Source organism: Rubricella aquisinus, from assembly GCF_014199445.1.
In the GTDB taxonomy this organism is placed as follows: Bacteria; Pseudomonadota; Alphaproteobacteria; order Rhodobacterales; family Rhodobacteraceae; genus Rubricella; species Rubricella aquisinus.
Genome location: NZ_JACIJS010000001.1, coordinates 437662 through 456228 on the forward strand (window position 1 = coordinate 437662; position 18567 = coordinate 456228).

The 18567-nt window shown below is 63.3% G+C and carries 15 protein-coding genes; 6 read left to right on the forward strand and 9 right to left on the reverse strand.

Annotation, left to right across the window (positions count from 1 at the left end; translation table 11 throughout):
* Position 1: 1 nt before the first annotated feature.
* The 3 genes from topA to dctP all read right to left on the reverse strand — a co-directional run bounded on the left by topA (position 2) and on the right by dctP (position 4959).
* Complete coding sequence (gene topA / locus FHS89_RS02075) at positions 2 to 2686, reverse strand: type I DNA topoisomerase (RefSeq protein WP_184007954.1); 2685 nt, start codon at positions 2684 to 2686, stop codon at positions 2 to 4.
* Between the two features lie 92 nt (positions 2687 to 2778).
* Positions 2779 to 3774 carry a DctP family TRAP transporter solute-binding subunit gene (locus FHS89_RS02080; protein WP_281376637.1) on the reverse strand — a complete coding sequence of 332 codons (996 nt, stop codon included), beginning with the start codon at positions 3772 to 3774 and terminating at the stop codon, positions 2779 to 2781.
* A gap of 183 nt (positions 3775 to 3957) precedes the next feature.
* A complete protein-coding gene (dctP, locus tag FHS89_RS02085; RefSeq protein WP_184007956.1) occupies positions 3958 to 4959 on the reverse strand; it encodes a TRAP transporter substrate-binding protein DctP in 1002 nt (333 codons plus the stop codon).
* A gap of 190 nt (positions 4960 to 5149) precedes the next feature.
* Between dctP and FHS89_RS02090 the strand changes: the two genes are divergently transcribed.
* The 5 genes from FHS89_RS02090 (at position 5150) to dprA (ending at position 9959) form a co-directional block, all read left to right on the forward strand.
* A complete protein-coding gene (locus tag FHS89_RS02090; protein ID WP_184007958.1) occupies positions 5150 to 6076 on the forward strand; it encodes an aspartate carbamoyltransferase catalytic subunit in 927 nt (308 codons plus the stop codon).
* A 283-nt stretch (positions 6077 to 6359) separates the two neighbouring features.
* A complete protein-coding gene (locus tag FHS89_RS02095; protein ID WP_184007959.1) occupies positions 6360 to 6824 on the forward strand; it encodes a hypothetical protein in 465 nt (154 codons plus the stop codon).
* Positions 6825 to 6870: 46 nt separating this feature from the next.
* Positions 6871 to 8133 carry a dihydroorotase gene (gene pyrC, locus FHS89_RS02100; protein WP_184007961.1) on the forward strand — a complete coding sequence of 421 codons (1263 nt, stop codon included), beginning with the start codon at positions 6871 to 6873 and terminating at the stop codon, positions 8131 to 8133.
* Between the two features lie 56 nt (positions 8134 to 8189).
* Complete coding sequence (gene plsY / locus FHS89_RS02105) at positions 8190 to 8759, forward strand: glycerol-3-phosphate 1-O-acyltransferase PlsY (protein ID WP_184008458.1); 570 nt, start codon at positions 8190 to 8192, stop codon at positions 8757 to 8759.
* 57 nt (positions 8760 to 8816) lie between these two features.
* Positions 8817 to 9959, forward strand: a complete 1143-nt coding sequence (gene dprA, locus FHS89_RS02110; protein ID WP_184007963.1) for a DNA-processing protein DprA — start codon at positions 8817 to 8819, stop codon at positions 9957 to 9959.
* Here dprA and FHS89_RS02115 read toward each other — a convergent pair.
* Positions 9956 to 10531, reverse strand: a complete 576-nt coding sequence (locus FHS89_RS02115; protein WP_184007965.1) for a YqgE/AlgH family protein — start codon at positions 10529 to 10531, stop codon at positions 9956 to 9958. The genes dprA and FHS89_RS02115 overlap by 4 nt on opposite strands.
* A gap of 102 nt (positions 10532 to 10633) precedes the next feature.
* Between FHS89_RS02115 and FHS89_RS02120 the strand changes: the two genes are divergently transcribed.
* Positions 10634 to 11428, forward strand: a complete 795-nt coding sequence (locus FHS89_RS02120) for a protein-disulfide reductase DsbD domain-containing protein (protein WP_184007967.1) — start codon at positions 10634 to 10636, stop codon at positions 11426 to 11428.
* Here the strand turns inward: FHS89_RS02120 and FHS89_RS02125 are convergent.
* From FHS89_RS02125 to FHS89_RS02145, 5 genes are all read right to left on the reverse strand, one after another.
* Positions 11391 to 15017 (reverse strand): efflux RND transporter permease subunit, encoded by a 3627-nt coding sequence (locus tag FHS89_RS02125; RefSeq protein WP_184007969.1) that lies wholly within the window; start codon positions 15015 to 15017, stop codon positions 11391 to 11393. The two genes, FHS89_RS02120 and FHS89_RS02125, sit on opposite strands and share 38 nt — an antisense overlap.
* 3 nt (positions 15018 to 15020) lie before the next feature.
* Positions 15021 to 16481, reverse strand: coding sequence for an efflux RND transporter periplasmic adaptor subunit (locus tag FHS89_RS02130; RefSeq protein WP_184007971.1), 1461 nt, complete (start codon positions 16479 to 16481; stop codon positions 15021 to 15023).
* Positions 16482 to 16567: 86 nt separating this feature from the next.
* Positions 16568 to 17110, reverse strand: coding sequence for a molybdenum cofactor biosynthesis protein B (gene moaB / locus FHS89_RS02135; RefSeq protein ID WP_184007973.1), 543 nt, complete (start codon positions 17108 to 17110; stop codon positions 16568 to 16570).
* A 41-nt stretch (positions 17111 to 17151) separates the two neighbouring features.
* A complete protein-coding gene (locus tag FHS89_RS02140) occupies positions 17152 to 17934 on the reverse strand; it encodes a uracil-DNA glycosylase (RefSeq protein WP_184007975.1) in 783 nt (260 codons plus the stop codon).
* Positions 17931 to 18560 (reverse strand): glutathione S-transferase, encoded by a 630-nt coding sequence (locus FHS89_RS02145; protein ID WP_184007976.1) that lies wholly within the window; start codon positions 18558 to 18560, stop codon positions 17931 to 17933. Before FHS89_RS02145 ends, FHS89_RS02140 begins: the two co-directional genes overlap by 4 nt.
* Positions 18561 to 18567 lie beyond the last annotated feature (7 nt).

The window sequence follows — 18567 nt, forward strand, 5'->3', positions numbered from 1 at the left end:
TTTAGTCTTTCGCAGGTGTTTTCTTTTTTGCTCCAGACTTCTTTTTAGCGGCTGGCTTTTTCTTTGCAGCAGGTTTTTTTGCCGCAGCTTTGGGTGACTTGGCTGCTTTCTCCGCGATCCAGGTTAACGCTTGTTCAACAGTGACGTCTTCTGGCTGAATATCTTTGGGAATAGTTGCGTTGACCTTCTCCCATTTGACGTAAGGTCCATAGCGGCCCTTCATCACCGCAATCGCACCGCCATCCGGGTGATCGCCCAATTGTTTGAGCGGTTCTGCCACCGTGCGCCCGCGCCCCGGATTGGCGCGTTTATGCTCGATCAGGTCCACCGCGCGGTTCAGACCGATGGTGAACACTTCTTCCGAATCCTCCAGATTGGCATAGACCTTTTTCCCCTCTCCGTTCACATGCAGAACATAGGGGCCAAACCGGCCAATCGCGGCTTCAATCGGGCCGCCATCGGGATGCTCACCCACGGTGCGCGGCAGGGACAGGAGCATCAGCGCACGCTCCAGTTCCACCGCCTCGGGGGCCATGCCTTTGGGGATGCTGGCGCGTTTGGGTTTCGGATTTTCCTCCGTCGGTTCGCCCAATTGGATATAGGGGCCAAACCGGCCCGCGCGCAGGGTGACCGGCAGCCCGGTTTCGGGGCAATAACCCAACAGCTTTCCGTCGAATTCCTGCCCTTCCAACTCACCGGAAAGCGGGCGGGTATAGCGGCATTCGGGATAGTTCCCGCAACCGATAAACGCCCCACCGGACCGGGCCGTTTTCAGGCTCAACAGCCCCTCACCACATTTCGGGCATTGGCGGCGGGGGGTGCCGTCCTCCTTTTCGGGGAAAAGGTGCGGCTCAAGCACTTCGTTGATCTTGTCGAGCACTTCGGTGATGCGCAATTCCGCCGTTTCATCGAGTGCCGCGCGGAAATCGCGCCAGAACCGATCCAGCAGCTTTTTCCAGTCCTCCGCCCCGGCGGAGACGTTATCCAGCTCCTCCTCCAGCTTCGCTGTGAAATCGTAGGAGACATAACGCGTGAAGTAATTTTCAAGGAACGCGGTCACGAGCCGCCCCTTATCCTCCGGGAACAGGCGGTTCTTGTCCTTTCGGACATAGCCGCGATCCTGAATCGTCGTCACGATAGAGGCATAGGTCGAAGGGCGCCCGATGCCGAGTTCTTCCATCCGTTTGACGAGCGTTGCCTCGGTATAGCGGGGCGGGGGTTGGGTGAAATGCTGCTGGCCGAGCACTGCGCCAGAGGTATCGAGCATCGCGTTATCCGCGCGCCGCCCGCTGCCCGTATCGACGACCTCATCGTCGTTCAACAGCTTGGCAAAGGCCGCCTGCATCCCGTTTGCGTGTTTCTTGGCCGGTTCGCCCTCATGGATTTGTGGCAGGCGGTTGGCATCCTCGTCCTCCACATCGTCGCGCCCCTCCTCATAAATCTTGAGGAACCCGTCAAAGGCAACGACCTGCCCGTTGGCGCGCAAGGTAACTTCCCCATCTTTCGAGGAGATATCGACCGTGGTGCGTTCCAGCCGCGCACTTTCCATCTGGCTTGCGACCGCGCGTTTCCAGATCAGGTCATAGAGTTTGCGCTGGTCAGACTCGAGGTTCAGATCCTCCGCCGCCTTGGCCATGTCGGTCGGGCGCACACATTCATGGGCCTCTTGCGCGTTCTTCGCCTTGTTTTTGTAAAAGCGGGGTTTTTCGGGAACGTATTTCGCGCCGTAGCGATCCTTGATCGCGTCGCGGGCGGCATGAACGGCCTCGGGTGCCATGTCGATGCCGTCGGTCCGCATGTACGTGATGTGCCCCGCTTCATAGAGACGCTGCGCGACCTGCATGGTCTGCCGCGCGCCAAAGCCGAATTTGCGCGACGCTTCCTGCTGCAAGGTGGAGGTCATGAAGGGCGGGGAGGGGTTGCGGGTGCCCGGTTTGGCCTCAACCTTGTCGATGAACAGATCGCGCGATTGCACGGCGGACACAGCCCAGTCCGCCTGATCGGCGGTGGCAAGGTCGTATTTGTCGATCTTCTTCCCGGCAAGGCTCGTGAGCCGCGCCTCGAATGTCTGGCCGCGCGGGGTTTCGAGCACCGCTTTTACCGACCAGTATTCGCGCGGGCGAAACGCCTCGATCTCCATCTCCCGCTCGACGATCAGGCGCAGGGTGACAGATTGAACCCGGCCCGCGGATTTTGCACCGGGCAGTTTGCGCCACAACACCGGCGACAGGTTGAAGCCCACCAGATAATCCAGCGCGCGCCGCGCCAGATACGCCTCCACCAGTTCCATATCGACTTGGCGGGGGTTTTTCATCGCCTCGGTGACGGCAGTTTTGGTGATCGCGTTGAACACCACGCGGGAGACATTGGTGGTTTTCTTGATCGCGCGGCGTTTGGTCAGCGCCTCTTGCAGGTGCCAGCTAATAGCCTCCCCCTCCCGATCAGGGTCGGTGGCGAGGATCAGGGTATCGTCTTCTTTCAGCGCCTCGGTGATCGCGCGGACATGCTTGGCGCTGTCGCTGCCGACCTCCCATTTCATCTCGAAATCCTGATCGGGATCGACCGAGCCGTCCTTGGGCGGCAAGTCCCGGACATGGCCATAGGATGCAAGGACGGTATAATCCTTGCCGAGGTATTTGTTGATCGTTTTCGCCTTTGCCGGGCTCTCGACAACAACTACGGCCATGTAAATACTCCTGATGAAGACTGGCCCGGAACATGGGAGAGCGCAGGCGGCAAGTCAATGCCGCCTGCGCCCCACCCCCCACGTTGCCCCGATCAGAAGCCGCCCTGTGCCCGTTCTGCTGCCGCGATCAGATCATCCCCGATATCCCCCCGGAACTGATCCCAGACCGGCGCAAAGGCCGCGACCCATTCGGCACGCTGCTCTGGCGTTAACTCCCGAATGACACCCCCGTCGGCCATGATGCGGGAGCGGTTCATCTCCCCGATCTCAAAGGCAAAGCGGTTCCGCTCATGGGTGACTTCCAGAAGGATCTGCGCCAAATCCGCGTGCAAGCCCGGCTCAAGCCCATTCCACCAGTCAGCAGAGGTCACGACCAGATAATCGATGATGCCATGATTGGTTTCCGTGACCCCATCCTGCACGGTGTGAAATGACTGGGTATAGATGTTGGACCAAGTGTTTTCCTGCCCCTGCACCTCCCCATTCTTCAGCGCCTCATAGACGGCGGAGAAGGGCATCGCGACCCCCGCAGAGCCAAGCGCCTCCATCTGCGCATTCAGAACGGGGGAGGGCTGGATGCGGAATTTCATGCCCGCCGCATCGGTTGGGGAGATCAGCGGTCGCGTGGCGGAGATTTGCTTCATCCCGTTGTGCCAAAACTCCAGCCCGATCAGGCCCTGTGCCTCCATCGAGCGTTTGAGTGCTTCGCCCTCGGGCGAGTATTGAAACTCCTCCACCGCGAACACGTCCTCAAACATGAAGGGCAGGTCGAACACGCGGAATTTGCGGGTATAGGCCTCGAATTTCGACAGGGACGGCGCGGCCATCTCGACCTCACCCCGCAGCATGGCGGGCAGCACGTCGTCATCGTTGAACAGCGTGGAGCGGGCAAACACTTCCATACAGGCGCGGCCATTCAGCTCCCTGTTAATCCGTTGTTCCAGAAGGAGTGCTGCCTCTCCTTTCGGATGGCCCTGCGCGGCGGTGACATGGCTGAAGCGGATGCGCTCCTCACCCGGATCACAGGCTGCAATGGCAAGGGTCGGGGCCAAAATGGCCGCGATCAGCCCCAAAAACATGGACCGCATATCGTCTCTCCCTGACAGCGCCCCGGATGGATCCGGTGGCATTGCAAGGACTATGGCGCGGCGATGTGGGGCTGGCTCAACCTCTGTGACCGGTATTTCTGCCGGGGAGCCTCAAAAAGTGTCGGGGATGGGGAGCATTCTACCCATGAAGGTTGTGATGAATGCCCCCATCCCGACCCATGGTCAGGACGTGCCGCCCGACTGGACCGCCGCGCTGATCAGGTCAGAGCCGATTTCGTCGCGAAACTGGTCCCAAACCGGGGCGAGCGTGCGCACCCATTCCGCCCGCGCGTCCTCTGACAGGGTGCGAATCGGCACGCCCGCGTCCCGCAGATTGTTCTGCGCCAATTCATTGAGCTGGTAGGCAAAGCGGTTGCGCTCATGCGTGGTCAGTTGGATGGCAAAGGACAGGTCGGCCTGCACATCCGGCGCAAGGCTCTGCCACCATGCGTCCGACGTGATGACCATGGATGCGACAAGCCCATGGTTCGTCGCCGTCACCCCATCCTGCGCGGTGTAGAATTCCCTGAGCCAGATATTCGTCCAGGTATTCGCCTGGGCGTTGACCTTTCCCGATTGCAGGGAGGAGAGCACATCGCGAAAGGCCAACGTCTCGGCCTCGGCACCGAGAGTGTTAAAGACTGCCTGCTCGACAGGTGAGCCTTGTATTCTAAAGCGGAGCCCCTGAGCGTCTTGCGGCCGCACCAAGGGATGGATGGCAGACATTTGGCTCATGCCCGTCATCCAATACGCCAACCCGCGATAGCCCTTATCAAGCCCCGCTTCGAGCAGCGTCTCCACCTCTGGCAGGTAGGTGTAGTCGATCACATGCTCCAGATCGCGGAACAGGAACGGCAGGTCAAACACCCTGAACCGTGTCGATACACCCCCCAATTTCGAAAATGTCGGGACGGCCAGATGGACCTCCCCCGCCAGAAGCGCGTCAAACATCTTCTGATCGTCATTATACGCTTCGGCATTCGGGTGGACGATCATGCAGGCCCGTCCCTGCAAGATCCGGTTCACCTCATCAGCGAGTGCGGTTGCTGCCTCCCCTTTCGGGTGCCCCACAGCAGAAACCACATGGGTGAACCGGATCACCTCTTCCCCCTCATCACAGGTGGCCAGTGCCGGGCTTGCCCACGCAATCATCAGACATGCGGATAGTGTGCGGATCAGCGTCATAGCAATTCCTTCCCCTGGATACCGGGCCCTCTGTCGGGGCCTCTTTTTGCAGGCTAGGGGCAGCCGGCCGCGCCCCGATATGAAGAAAATCGCCAGAAAACCGGAAAACGCCCTGCGGAATACCGCACACCCGACCTCTTGCCCCGATTGGTGCGGCTTGTATAACGGCGAAAACCGGATCGGAGTGGACATGTTCAGCCATCGGCACCTTCTTGGCATCGAAGATCTCAGCCCCGCTGACATCACCACCATTCTTGATCTCGCGGACACCTATGTGGACCAGTCCCGCAGCACGGCGAAACACTCAGACGCGCTTGCCGGGCTGACGCAGGTCAACATGTTCTTTGAGAACTCCACCCGCACACAGGCCAGTTTCGAGATCGCGGGAAAGCGGCTCGGCGCGGATGTGATGAACATGGCGATGCAGGCCAGCAGCATCAAAAAGGGGGAGACGCTGATCGACACGGCGATGACCCTCAATGCGATGCACCCTGATCTGCTGGTCGTGCGGCATCCCAATTCGGGTGCGGTGGCGCTGTTGGCGCAAAAGGTGAATTGCGCGGTGCTGAACGCGGGCGACGGGCGGCATGAACATCCCACGCAGGCGCTGCTCGATGCCTTGACGATCCGGCGGCGGAAAGGGCGGCTCCACCGCCTGACCATCGCGATTTGCGGCGACATCGCCCATAGCCGCGTCGCCCGGTCGAACATCATGCTGCTTGGCAAGATGGAAAACCGCCTGCGCCTGTGCGGCCCACGGACCCTTTTGCCCGCGGGCATCGACAAGTTTGGCGTGGAAGTCACCGAAAACATGGATGAGGCGCTGGACGGTGCGGATGTGGTGATGATGCTCCGCCTGCAAAAAGAGCGGATGGACGGCGCGTTCATTCCCAGTGTGCGCGAATACTACCACCGGTTCGGGCTGGACGCGGCCAAGATGCGCGCCGCCAAGCCCGACGCCATCGTCATGCATCCCGGCCCGATGAACCGCGGGGTAGAGATCGACGGCGAATTGGCCGACGACATCAACCATTCGGTGATCCAAGAGCAGGTGGAAATGGGCGTCGCGGTGCGCATGGCCGCGATGGATTTGCTGGCACGGAATATCAAAGCCTGAAGCACCCAATTCGCCCGGAGCAAAGCCGAAGGCGCCGGGCGATCGTCGGACCGGCCCCACGGGCCGACGATTTTGCGGATCAAACATAAAGCAGAACGCGCGGTCCTCTTTGCAGCCATAAATCGCGCAGCTTACCCTTCGGATCGTCTGCCCCCGGTCCGCCGACCGCCCGGCTCAGCTATAGGCTTCGTTGCCTTTAACCCCCCTTCAACACATTCGTGACTAGCCTCAGACGCGAAAGGACGATTATCCTCTGATCAGCACATGGTGGATGAGGCCCGCGATGATCACTCTCTGGACCGATGGAAAGCCCGTGACCCGGCGACGCTGCACGCTGCCCCCGCAGACCTTGCTTGAGGGCTGGGGGGATCGGGATGCGCGGTTCTATTCCGAAAGCCTGCTGTTGGCGCTGGGCCTGATCGTGTTCAACCTGATCGCGCTGATGTCGGGCGTGCATTCCGGCGGGTTCGGGATGCTGGTGCTGACCTTTGGCTTGCCCGCGCTTGGGATCGCCATAGCCGCCTATCTGCTCCCGCCACGGCATTTCCTGATCACGACGGAAGGTGTGGAAACCGATAAGGGCCGGATGTCTTTCCGCGATCTCGACCGGATCGACGTTTTTCTGACCACGCTCACCCTGCATGGCCGCAGCGGCTATACCCTGACCGTGCCATATGTCCGTGCGCCCGCCCTGTTGCGGGAGGTGATTTTCAAGGCGCAAGAGGCCGCACCGCGCCGCATCCGCTGATCGAAACCCCCTAGGCGACCCGATCCAACGCCGCTATACGGGGCGCATGACCCTGCACCTGACAAATGCCCGCCTGATCGACCCGGAAACCGGCACGGATACGCTCGGTTCGCTCGTCATTGATGGGGGCGTGATCGCGGCGCGCGATGCCTCCCCCCGGACGGCGGAGGTGATTGATTGTGGCGGCAAATGCCTTGCCCCCGGCATCATCGACATTGGCGTGAAAATCTGTGAGCCGGGTGAGCGGCATAAGGAATCCTTCCGCTCCGGTGGGATGGCGGCGGTCCGCGGCGGGGTGACGACCATGGTCACGCGCCCCGATACCGACCCGGCGATGGACACGCCCGAAACGCTCGAATTCCATATCCGCCGCGCCGCCGAATTCGCCCCCGTCCGCGTCCTGCCCATGGCCGCGCTGACTAAGGGGCGCGCGGGCCGCGAAATGACCGAAATCGGCTTTCTGAAGGACGCGGGCGCGGTCGCCTTTACCGATTGCGACAATCCGGTGCGCGACACCAAGGTGCTGCAACGCTGCATGACCTATGCCAAAGGGCTCGATGCGCTGATCATCGGCCACCCGCAGGAGCCGATCCTGAGCGCGGGGGCCTGCATGACCTCCGGCCAGTTCGCCACCAAGCTGGGCCTGCCCGCTGTCTCCACCTTGGCGGAGCGGATGGGGCTGGAGCGTGACCTCGCGCTGGTGGAGGCCACGGGCGTGCGCTATCACGCCGATCAGATCACCACCGCCGCTGCCCTGCCGATCCTTGATCGTGCGCGCAAGGCGGGCCTTCGCGTGACAGCGGGCACCTCGATCCACCATCTCACGCTCAACGAATATGACGTCGCGGATTACCGCACCTTCTTCAAGGTCAAGCCTCCGCTGCGCAGTGAGGAGGACCGGCAGGCGCTGATCCTTGCGCTGCAAGACGGGCAGATCGACGTGATCTCCTCCATGCACACGCCGCAGGATGAGGAAAGCAAACGCCTCCCCTTTGAGGAGGCCGCCTCGGGTGCGGTCGGATTGGAAACGCTCCTGCCCGCAGCGCTGCAACTTGTGCATTCCGGGCATTTGACCCTGCCGGAGCTGTTCCGCTTTCTCAGCCTCAATCCGGCCAATCTGCTGGGCTTGGCGCAAGGGCGGCTCACACCGGGCACGCCGGCCGATTTGATCCTGTTTGACCCGGACACGCCCTACCGGCTGGACCGCGCGACGCTCGCCTCGAAATCCAAAAACACACCCTACGATCTGCGCCTGATGCAAGGCAAGGTGCTGCGCACTTGGGTCGGCGGGCAGGAGGTCACGGCATGAGCGCATGGCTGCCCGATATTCTGGGATGGGAGCAGGCATGGCCGTGGCTTCTTGGGATGCTGGTGAGTGGTTATCTGATCGGGTCGATCCCGTTTGGCGTGCTGATCACCCGCGCCTTTGGCATGGGCGACGTGCGCAAGATCGGGTCCGGTAATATTGGTGCCACCAACGTGCTGCGCACCGGGAACAAGGCGGCGGCCGCGCTGACGCTGCTTCTGGATGGCGGCAAGGGGGCGGTCGCGGTGCTGATCGCAACCAGCCTTTATGGCGGTCTGGCGGGGCAATTGGCCGGGTTGGGCGCGTTTTTGGGGCATCTCTTTCCGGTGTGGCTCGGGTTCAAGGGTGGGAAGGGCGTGGCGACCTTTCTTGGCCTGATGCTGGCCTTTTCGTGGCCCGTTGGGCTTGCCGCCTGTGGCACATGGCTGGCCACGGCGGTGGTGATGCGAATCTCGTCGCTGTCCGCGCTGATGGCGGCGGCGCTGACCCCCGTTTGGCTTTGGGTGTTTGGGCAGGAGCCACTGATCTGGCTGTCGATCCTGTTGGGCGCGCTTGTCTGGATCCGGCACGGGGCCAATATCCGCCGCATCCTTGCCGGGACGGAGCCGAAAATCGGCAAGGGCAAATAGCCCGTTTACCATTCGTTAACCCCGGCCGCGCCATGCTCACCCCCGAAAGGTGCGCGCATGGATGGATTCGGCTTCATTGACGGTGATCAGCCGCCTCTCCCCGATCCGGGGGAGGAGCTGTTTTGCCATGTGCGCCTCGCGCGCTCCCCACGCGTCGGCACGGCGACTTTTCAGCGGTTGATGGCGGAATATGGCACGGCTGAGCGCGCGCTTGAGGCGCTGCCCCATCGGGTGTCCCGCAGTGGCAAGGCGGATTATTGCCCGGCGCCAAAGGACCGGATCGAGGAAGAGATCGCGCGCGCCAGCGCAGCAGGCGCGCGCCCTCTCCTTTTGGGGCATCCGGGATACCCTGCGCGACTGGCCGAGATTGACGATGCGCCGCCGATCCTCTGGGCGCTGGGGGATTGCGCGCTGGCCCATCGGCCAACCGTCGCACTGGTGGGCGCGCGCAACGCGTCCGCATTGGGCCAGCGACTGGCCGCCAACTTGGCTAAAGAGCTCGGAGCGGCGGGGCAGGTGATCGTCTCCGGCATGGCACGCGGCATCGACCGCGCGGCCCATATGGCAAGCCTTGAGACCGGCAGCATCGCCGTGCTCGCAGGTGGGGTGGACGTGGTCTATCCCCGGCAAAACAGCGATCTCGCAGCAGCCCTCAGCACAAGGGGCCTTCTGCTGTCAGAAGCACCAATGGGCTTGCAACCGCTCGCCCGGCATTTCCCCAAACGCAACCGGATCATCGCGGGTCTGTCACAGGCCACTGTCCTGATCGAAGCGGCGGAGCGGTCCGGCTCCCTCATCACCGCGCGAATGGCACTCGAACAGGGGAGGGACGTGATGGCGGTGCCGGGCAATCCGCTTGACGGGCGCGCGGCGGGCTGTAACGCGCTGATCCGGCAGGGCGCGGCGCTGATCCGGGATGCGGCCGACGTGCTTGAAGCCCTTGATACGCCTATCCGTCAAACCCCGCTCAGGACCAACGGATTTCACGACCAGACCGGTCATTGGATGGGGGAGGAACCGCTGCCCGACCGCCTGCATCAGATGCTGCATGACCTGATCACGACCGCCCCGGTGCCGGAGGATACGCTGATCCGGCATCTTGGCCTGCCGGTGCCGCAGGTTGTGACCGCGCTCATGGATATGGAACTTGCCGGGCAGATTGATCGGCACGCGGGCGGGCTGATCTCCCGCCGCGTCTAGGCCTGCCCGCCCGTCGCGGACAAAAGGCGCGGATCAACGCCCAATGTCGCAAGCGCCGTTTCCCAAAGCTGAGCCTTCTCCGTCCTGAACACCAGATCGGGCGTCGCGGGCGCGATCAGCCATGCGTTTTCCTGCAATTCCTGCTCCAATTGCCCAGCGCCCCAGCCCGCATAGCCCAGGGCAAGAAGGGCATGCGCGGGCCCCTGCCCGGTGGCCACATCCTTCAGCGCATCAATCGTGGCGGTCAGTGCGAAGGCCCCATGTTCGGCCTCTTGCGTGTCTTTGCCCTGATAATCGGCGCTGTGCAGAAGGAAACCGCGCTGTTTGTCCACCGGGCCGCCAGTATGCACATCCATATCCCGCGCCGGATCAAGCGCATCGACGCCCACTTGCGACACGATATCCGACAGGCGCAGGCCCGTGATCGGCTTGTTCACGATCAGACCCATCGCGCCCTCGGCATCATGGGACCACAGAAAAATCACCGATTGCGCGAACCGCCCATCCCCGATGGACGGCATCGCCACCAGCAATTGCCCCCCGAGAAAGGCATCTTTCACTTCGTTTTCCATGAACACTAAAGTGGGGGTAACCGCACCGGGGTCAAGCATCTGTGATGTCGCGTAAACGTGAGTGTCATTGCCCGTCATCCTGTTTATCTAGGGGGTATGAATATGACCCGTCCCCTCACCGCTGCCCTGCTCGTATGTTGTGGCACCACCGCCATGGCGCAAGATGCCGTGCGCGACATCCGCCTTGTCCCCGGCTGGTCAGAGCCGGACGGCACCTATATCGCTGCCCTCAGCATCGCCCTTGAGCCGGGGTGGAAAACCTATTGGCGCAGTCCGGGGGAGGGCGGCATTCCACCGCTTTTCGATTGGTCCGGGTCGGACAATCTTGAGCGGGTCGATGTGATCTGGCCGACGCCGGAGGTGTATTATACCTATGGGATGCGATCGGTCGGATATGAAAATCAGGTCGTGTTTCCCCTTGTCATGACACCCACGGGCGATGGGCCGATTGCCGCGACGCTCGATCTTTCGATTGGCGTGTGCCTTGACGTATGTATCCCGGCGGATGCCTCGCTCAGCGTGGTTCTGCCCCGCGATGAGGTGCATAATGTCGATGCGATCACTCGGATCATGGCGCATGGCCCGGCCGAGGCCGCCGATATGGGCCTGACGGAGGCCATGTGCGACTTCACCCTCCTGCCCGATGGCGCGCTGAGCCTCACAGCCAGACTTGCCTTTGCCGACATCCCGGTGGACGATCCGGTCACGGTGTTCGAAATCGCGCATATGGCGGGTGATATCTGGATCGGGCCAAGCGAAACCACGCGCGACGACACAGGCTTCACCGCCACCGCACGGGTCGATTATTTCGGGGAAGGGGCGTTTTCCGCCCAGCGCGATCAGATCCGCATCAGCCTTCTCACGCCGGGGCGCGTCTACGAACAGAACGGCTGCTGATCCAGCCCATCAGCACCGCGAGCGTGAACACCCCGATCAGGCCAAGCCCCATCGCGACCAGCGCGCCCATTGCACCCGGCAGACCGAAGCCAAACGGCATCGCCCCGGTCAGCCCATAGGCGCCAACCGTCGCCGCGATCACGGCCACCATGCCAACCCCGGTCAAGCCCATGATCCAGCGCGCCCGCGCGGGCACATGCGTGCCGCGCCCCATCCGCCGCAACCCGCGCAGCGCGAGGCCCACGTCGCGCTGCACGATCACCAGCGACGGCACGATGACCAGCACCAGCACCATGCCAAACCCCAGCCCATAGACCAGCGTGATCACGGTCGGTTTGAGGAATTGCGCCTGCTGGCTCGTTTCATACAAGAGCGGCGCCAGCCCCAGCACCGTTGTCAGGGTCGTCAGCAGCACGGCACGCAATCTGTCCGACACCGCATCAATCACCGCAGGCACGATCGCGCGGCCCTTGGCCCGCTCATCCATCCGGGTGATCAGCACGATGGAATCGTTGATGATGATCCCGGTCATGCCAATCAGCCCCACCACCGTGAACATCGACAGCGGCACATCCCAGATGTAATGGCCCCAGATCGTCCCGACGAGACCAAAGGGAATGATCGCCATCACCACGATGGGCCGCAGCCAACTGGAGAAAATCCATGCAAGCGTCAGGTAAATGCCCAGCAGGCACAGCGCAAAGCCGATCATCGCCTCGCTCAGGAAATCACGCTCCTGCTGGGCAAGCCCCCCTTCGACATATTCCACCCCATAGCGGGAGGCGATGTCGGGCAGGATTTCACTGCGCATGAGGGTGGAGATTTCGTCAGCCCGCGCCGGGTCATCCTCGGAGATTTCGCCGGTCACGGTCACGACCCGCAACCCATCCTCCCGCCGGATCGACGCAAAGCCGAGCGACTCGCGCACCGACACCACCTCCGACAGGCGGACGAATGCGCCATCCGGCCCGGTCACATGGGTCTTATCCAGAAAATCCGCCGTCAGTTCCGTGGGATCAAGGCGGACGGTGACGGTCGCGTTTCGGGTGCCTTCGGGGAAGCGGGCGGCCTCTATCCCAGCAAGCCGGTCCCGCAGCGTCGTGCCGACCCCGTCAATGGTAAAGCCCAACGCCGCCCCGCGCGGTGTCAGTTCCAGTGCCAGTTCGGATTTGTCATAGGGCAGCGTGTCCTCCAGCCCCGACACTTCGCCAAACTGACCCATGCGGGAGATCAGCGCCTGTGACGCGGCCTTGAGCGTGCCGATATCGGAGCCATAGAATTTGACGTCGAGGTTATCGCCACCCGGCCCGCCACCCCAGCGGCGGAAGCTGAATGTCTCCAGATTGGGGGCGCGGCGCACCTCATCCTGAATGGCCGACACCACATCGCGGGAGGACATGGGCCGCAAATCGGCATCCAGCAGCTCGATGGTGATGGAGCCAAGCTCGTCCGGCTCTTTCTGATCCGCGCCCGAGAGGCCGCGCCCGGTGGTGCCACCCACTTGGGTCATCACGAACACGATGGGGTTCACCCCGGTCTCTTGCGCGAAGCGTGCGCCCACAGCATTGGTCGCGCGGTCCAATTCGCGGACCATCGCGCGGGTCTCCTCCCGCGGGGTGCCGGGCAGCATGGCGATATTCCCGCTGACCGAATTTTCCTCCGGGTTGTTGAAAAAGCGCCATGTCACGTCGCCCTGCTGAAACAGACTGATCGCCCCGGCCAATGCCACGAAAGACAGGGCCAGTACGGGATAGCGCGCGCGGATCACCAGCGCGATGAACGGGCGGAACACCCGGCGCCGGAGGGCCTCAAAGCCGCGATTCACCACGCGGCTCGGCGCGTCATACCATGGCCCGGCAAGGGTCGCGCGCACCCGGCCCGACAGGATCACCAGCACCAACAGGCCAAGTGCGGACACCAGCGTCGCGCCCAAGGGAAGCGACCAGCCGGGGAAGGCATAGCCGACCGTCAGCATCGGAAAGACCTCCCATGCCTCCCCGATCAATGCCCAATCACCCTCAAACCGGGGCTGCAAGCCTGCAAGCCCCGCCACCGCCAACCCGATCGCCACCGGGATCAGCGCAAGCCCGGCAAAAAGGCTCAGCACATGCCCCCGCGCCGCCCGCTCCTGCGCTTCAAGCGCGTGGCGCATATGGGCCGGAAGGATGAGGAAGCATTCGATCAGGCTCGCCAACAGCACCACCGACACGGTGAACGGAATATCCGCGATCAATTGCCCGAACCGCCCGGAAATCACCGCCAACCCGGCAAAGGCGATCACGGTCGTGATCGTCGCGGAGACAACCGGTAACGACATCCGCTCCGCCGCGTTGGTCGCAGCGAGCACCGGGCTTTCGCCCAATTCGCGGTGCCGGTAATCCGCGTGCTCCCCCACCACAATCGCATCGTCAACCACGATCCCCAAACAGATCAGCAGCGCAAAAAGGGAGATCATGTTGAGCGTCAGCCCGAACGCGAACATCAGCGCCAGCGTCGCGAGCATCGCCACGGGTATCCCCGCCGCGACCCAGAACGCAGTGCGCGCGGACAGAAACAAAAACAGCAACCCCACCACCAGCGCCAATCCCATCAGCCCGTTCGACAACAGGATATTGAGCCGGTCAGAAATCGCCTCTGCCCGCGTGCGGATCAATTCGATGGTGACACCTTCGGGCAGGGTTGCTTCCATCTCTGTCGCGATCTGCTCGACGGTGTTCTGAATGCCGATGGCGTCCCCCGCCGCGCTGCGGTCCACGTTGATTTGCACCGCCGGAAAATCGCCTCGGAAATAGGCCCGGTTGCGGGTGATGCCCTCCTCGCGCACCTCGGCGACCTCGCCCACCGTGAGCGTGCGGCCCTGCGCGTCGGAGCGGACGACGATGGCCGCGATCTCCTCAGCTGTGCGTTTCTCAACCCCGGTGCGCAGCCGCGCGCCGCTGCCCACATCCCCGGCGGGGCGGGTTTCGGCCCCGGCACCAATGGCATTGGCGATCTGGCGCAGGGTCACGTCATGGCGGATCAGGCTCGCCTCCGTCGCCGTCACAAGGATCGAGCGGCCCTCAACCCCCGACATGCTGGTGCGCGTGACCCCTTCGCGGAACAGGCGGGCGAGGAATTCATCGCCATAGGATGACAATTGCTCCACCCCCACCGGGCCGGAAATCACCACCTCCGTCACCCGGTCGCGCCACGCGCCGCGCGTGATCACCGGATCATCCGCGCCATCGGGCAGGCTGTTCAAGACTTGGCCAACGGCGGTTTCCACGTCGCCTGCCGCGCGCGCCATGTCCCAGCCCGGCTCAAAATCAATGCGGATGCTGGCGCTGCCCTCGCGGGAGGTGGACAGCGTGCCTTCCACGCCCTCCACGGCGGCCACCGCTGGCTCCAGTACCGACACGACGCCCCGGTCCATGTCATCCGGGCCAGCGCCATCCCATGCCACGGACACGCGCACATTCTCGACCACCACATCGGGGAAGAATTGCGCGCGAAGCTGCGTCGCCGCCGCAAGGCCCAGCGCGATCATGATCACAAGGATCAGATTTGCCGCCGTCCGGTGCCGTACGAAATAGGCGAGCATCCCGCGCATCGGTCAGCCCCCCATCCGCTGTTCAAGCCGGTTGACCATCTCCACCGGCACATCCGGCTGCTCAAGTGCGGCAAGGAGGCGCTGTTTTGCCTGCGCGGGCATCCGATTGTTGCCCTCGACAAAAGCACGCAGTGCCGCGCGGCGCGTATCATCAAGGCGGATCGTGGCAGGCTCCGGCGTGGTTGCTGCTGTCTCCTCCGTCACCAAAGGCGTGACAAGGATGCCGGGGCCAAGCTGCGGCTGACGCTCCACCACGAAACGGAGCCCCTCCGCCAGACCGCGCAGGATCACATCATCGCCCTGACGGCGCAGCATTTCGGTCTGCACCTCCTCCAGCCGGTTATCCGCCGTGACGATCAGCACCCGGCCATCGGCCGTCAGGGCCGTTGCGGGCAGCACGGCAACCCCGCCCAACGCGGGCTCCGCCACCGTGACGGTCACGAAATCGCCCGGGCGCATCACATTGGCCGCACTTGAGCCAAGGCGCGCGAAAAGCTGTCGTCCCGTCTCTCCCTCTCCGGTCGCGACGCCCGTCCGCTCTATCGTCGCAGGGGCGGAGAACGGCACCGCGTCAAGGTCAAGCGTCACCGTCGCCCGGTCACTGCGCATCGTGCCATCGCGCGCGACCAATCGGGCAAATTCCGCGTTCGTCACACGAAACGCTACGTCGAGCGCGTTGCGGTCGATCAACAGGCCAAGCCGCTCATTGGCGCTGACACGGCGGCCAAGGGCGGCGCTCGTCTCCGTCAGAACTCCGGCGAAGGGGGCGGTGATCTCGGTCTCCTGCAAGGCGCGGTCGGCTTCCCGCAGGGCGATATCGGCACGGTCAAGCGCGATCTGCGCGCGCGGCACGGCGGCCTCCGCACTCAGCAGCGCCTGTCGGCGGGTCAGCACGGTTTGGTCCGCTTGACTGAGCGCAAGCTCTGCCGCCTCCACCGTGGCATCAGTGCCAACGCCCCGCGCCCGCAAATCCTGTTGCCGCGCCAATGCGCGCGCCCGCAAATCCCGCTGGGCAATCGCTGCGGTCAACTCATCCCCCGCCAGAACGAGGCCCGCGCGCCGCTCCGTCAGGGTGGCTGCCGCGTCCTGCCGTTCAGCGGCGGCACGATCCCGCGCCGCCTGCGCCTCCGCCGGGTCGATGCGCAACAACACCTCCCCTTGCGCGACCTCACCGCCATCGCGGAAGGCTGCTGACAGTTCGGTGACCGGGCCGCCCTGCGGGGCGCGCAATTCCAGTATGCGCGCGCTATCCACAGTGCCGAATGTCGTAATTACCGGCGTGGCCTCAGTCAGGGCGACCGTCTCCACCGGGACGGAAAAGCTGCGCTCCCCGCCGGGGCGGCCAAATCGCTGGGACGGCTCTTCCGCCTCGTCAGAGCGCAGCAGCCCTGCGCCGAAAACCAACAGGCCCAGCGTGACGCTCATCAGAAACAGGCCGGTCAACCCGCGCAACAGAAATCGCATATGTCACTTTCCAAACGACCCGCAAACAGGGTCATGGTCAGGATATAGTATTGATTTCACGAAACACGAACGGGATTCCGTCGCGGCTATTTCCGCTTTTTGTGTTCTTCGAGCCGGGGGAAGATTTCGACGAAGTTGCAGGGCATGTGCCGGTAGTCGAGTTGCCAGCGCAAAATCTCGTCCCAGCCATCCTTGCATGCCCCGGTCGAGCCGGGCAGCGCAAACAGGTACGTCCCGCCCGCGACACCAGCACAGGCACGCGACTGCACAGCGGATGTGCCGATTTTCTGAAAGGAAATCATGGTAAACAGGGTCGAGAACGCGTCGATCTCTTTCTCATAGACGTCGCGATGCGCCTCCACCGTGACATCGCGCCCGGTAAGGCCGGTCCCCCCCGTGGAGATCACGACATCCACGTCCTCCCGCGCAATCCATGCCCGCAATTGATCCGCGATGACGGCGCGGTCATCAGGCAAAATTTTACGGTCGGCAAGGATATGACCCGCATCGGTCAGGCGCTGCACCAGCGTATCGCCCGACCGATCCTCCGCCAGTGTGCGCGTGTCCGACAGAGTCAGAACAGCGATCCGACAGGGAATAAAGGCGCGGCTTTCGTCAATTCGGCTCATTTCTCATCCCTCGATCCCGGTTGTAGGCACGGCGCGCCACGTCATGCCCCATCCAATCGTTTCTTGAGCGCCAGCAGATCGGCCCAAGCGAACCGCTTTTTCGTCGGGTCGCGCAACAGGGCGGCGGGGTGAAAGCTGGGGATCGCCGGGATGCCCTCAACCTCCGCCCATGTGCCGCGCATCCGGGTGATGCCATCCTTGGTCTGCAACACCGTTTTCATCGACGGATTGCCCAACAGCAACAGCGCGCGTGGCTGGGCGAGTTGGATATGGCGCATCAGAAACGGGCGCATCATCGCGATTTCATCGGTCGATGGGTCGCGGTTGGCGGGGGGGCGCCATGGGATCACATTGGTGATATAGGCCGCCTGTGCTGCATCCTCCGCATCACGGGCAAGGCCGATCGCGGCCAGCATTTTGTCGAGCAATTGTCCCGATGGGCCGACGAAAGGCTTGCCTTGCCGGTCCTCCTCCGCGCCGGGCGCTTCTCCGATGATCATCAGCCCTGCGCCGGGCCGCCCATCGCTGAACACGAAATTGCGCGCCCCCTTTTTGAGCGCGCAGCCGTCGAACGCCGCCATCACCGCCCGCAATTCGTCGAGCGTTTGACAGCCGCGTGCGAGCGCGGCGGTATCCACGCTGACGGGGGCAGGCTCAGGCGCTGAAACGGGCGCGGCGGCAGCGCGCGACGGTGGGGTGGCCCGCTCCGGCTCCGGCAGGGTGAACCGATCCACCGGCGCATCCAGAATGGCCTCATCGGCCCCGGCATCAAGTTGCACCTGCAACGCCGCGCGCAGGGCGTACCAATCCTCCGCGACACTCATTCGACATAGCCTTCGCGCGCGCGCAACCGGGTCAGCCAGTCATGGGTCGCGGTATGTGTCTCCGGCAGCGCCTGCCGGATCGCCCGCATGAATTCGACCGCAACAAGCGCCGTGATATCGGCAATCGTGAACCGCTGACCGGCGATATAGGGCGTCTGCGCAAGGATCCCTTCAAGCCAATCGAGTGCAGCAACCACGCGCGGGCGGTTCACCTCTGCCCATTCGGGGCATTGCGGGTTTTCCAGAACGGCCATTGCCGGGTTGCCATGGCGCAGAACCTGCGCAATCGGCAGCAGAAGCTGGAATTCCACGCGCCGACCCCACATTTCCACCACCGCTTTCTCCAGCGGATCGGTGCCCATCAGGTTCGGCTCTGGATGCAGCGCTTCGATGTAGCGGCAGATCGCCACCGTTTCCGTCAGGATCGTGCCATCCGACAAGCCAAGCGCCGGGACGTGAAAGCTGCCGACCTTGTCGCGGTATTCCGGGCGGAAATGGCTGCCATCCATGATCGTCACCACTTCCGTCGGCAGCGACAGCCGCTTTTCAGCAAGAAACAGGCGCACGCGGCGCGGATTGGGCGCGCGGGGCGTGTCATAAAGCACATCTATGGAGGGCGTGGTCATGGGCGCT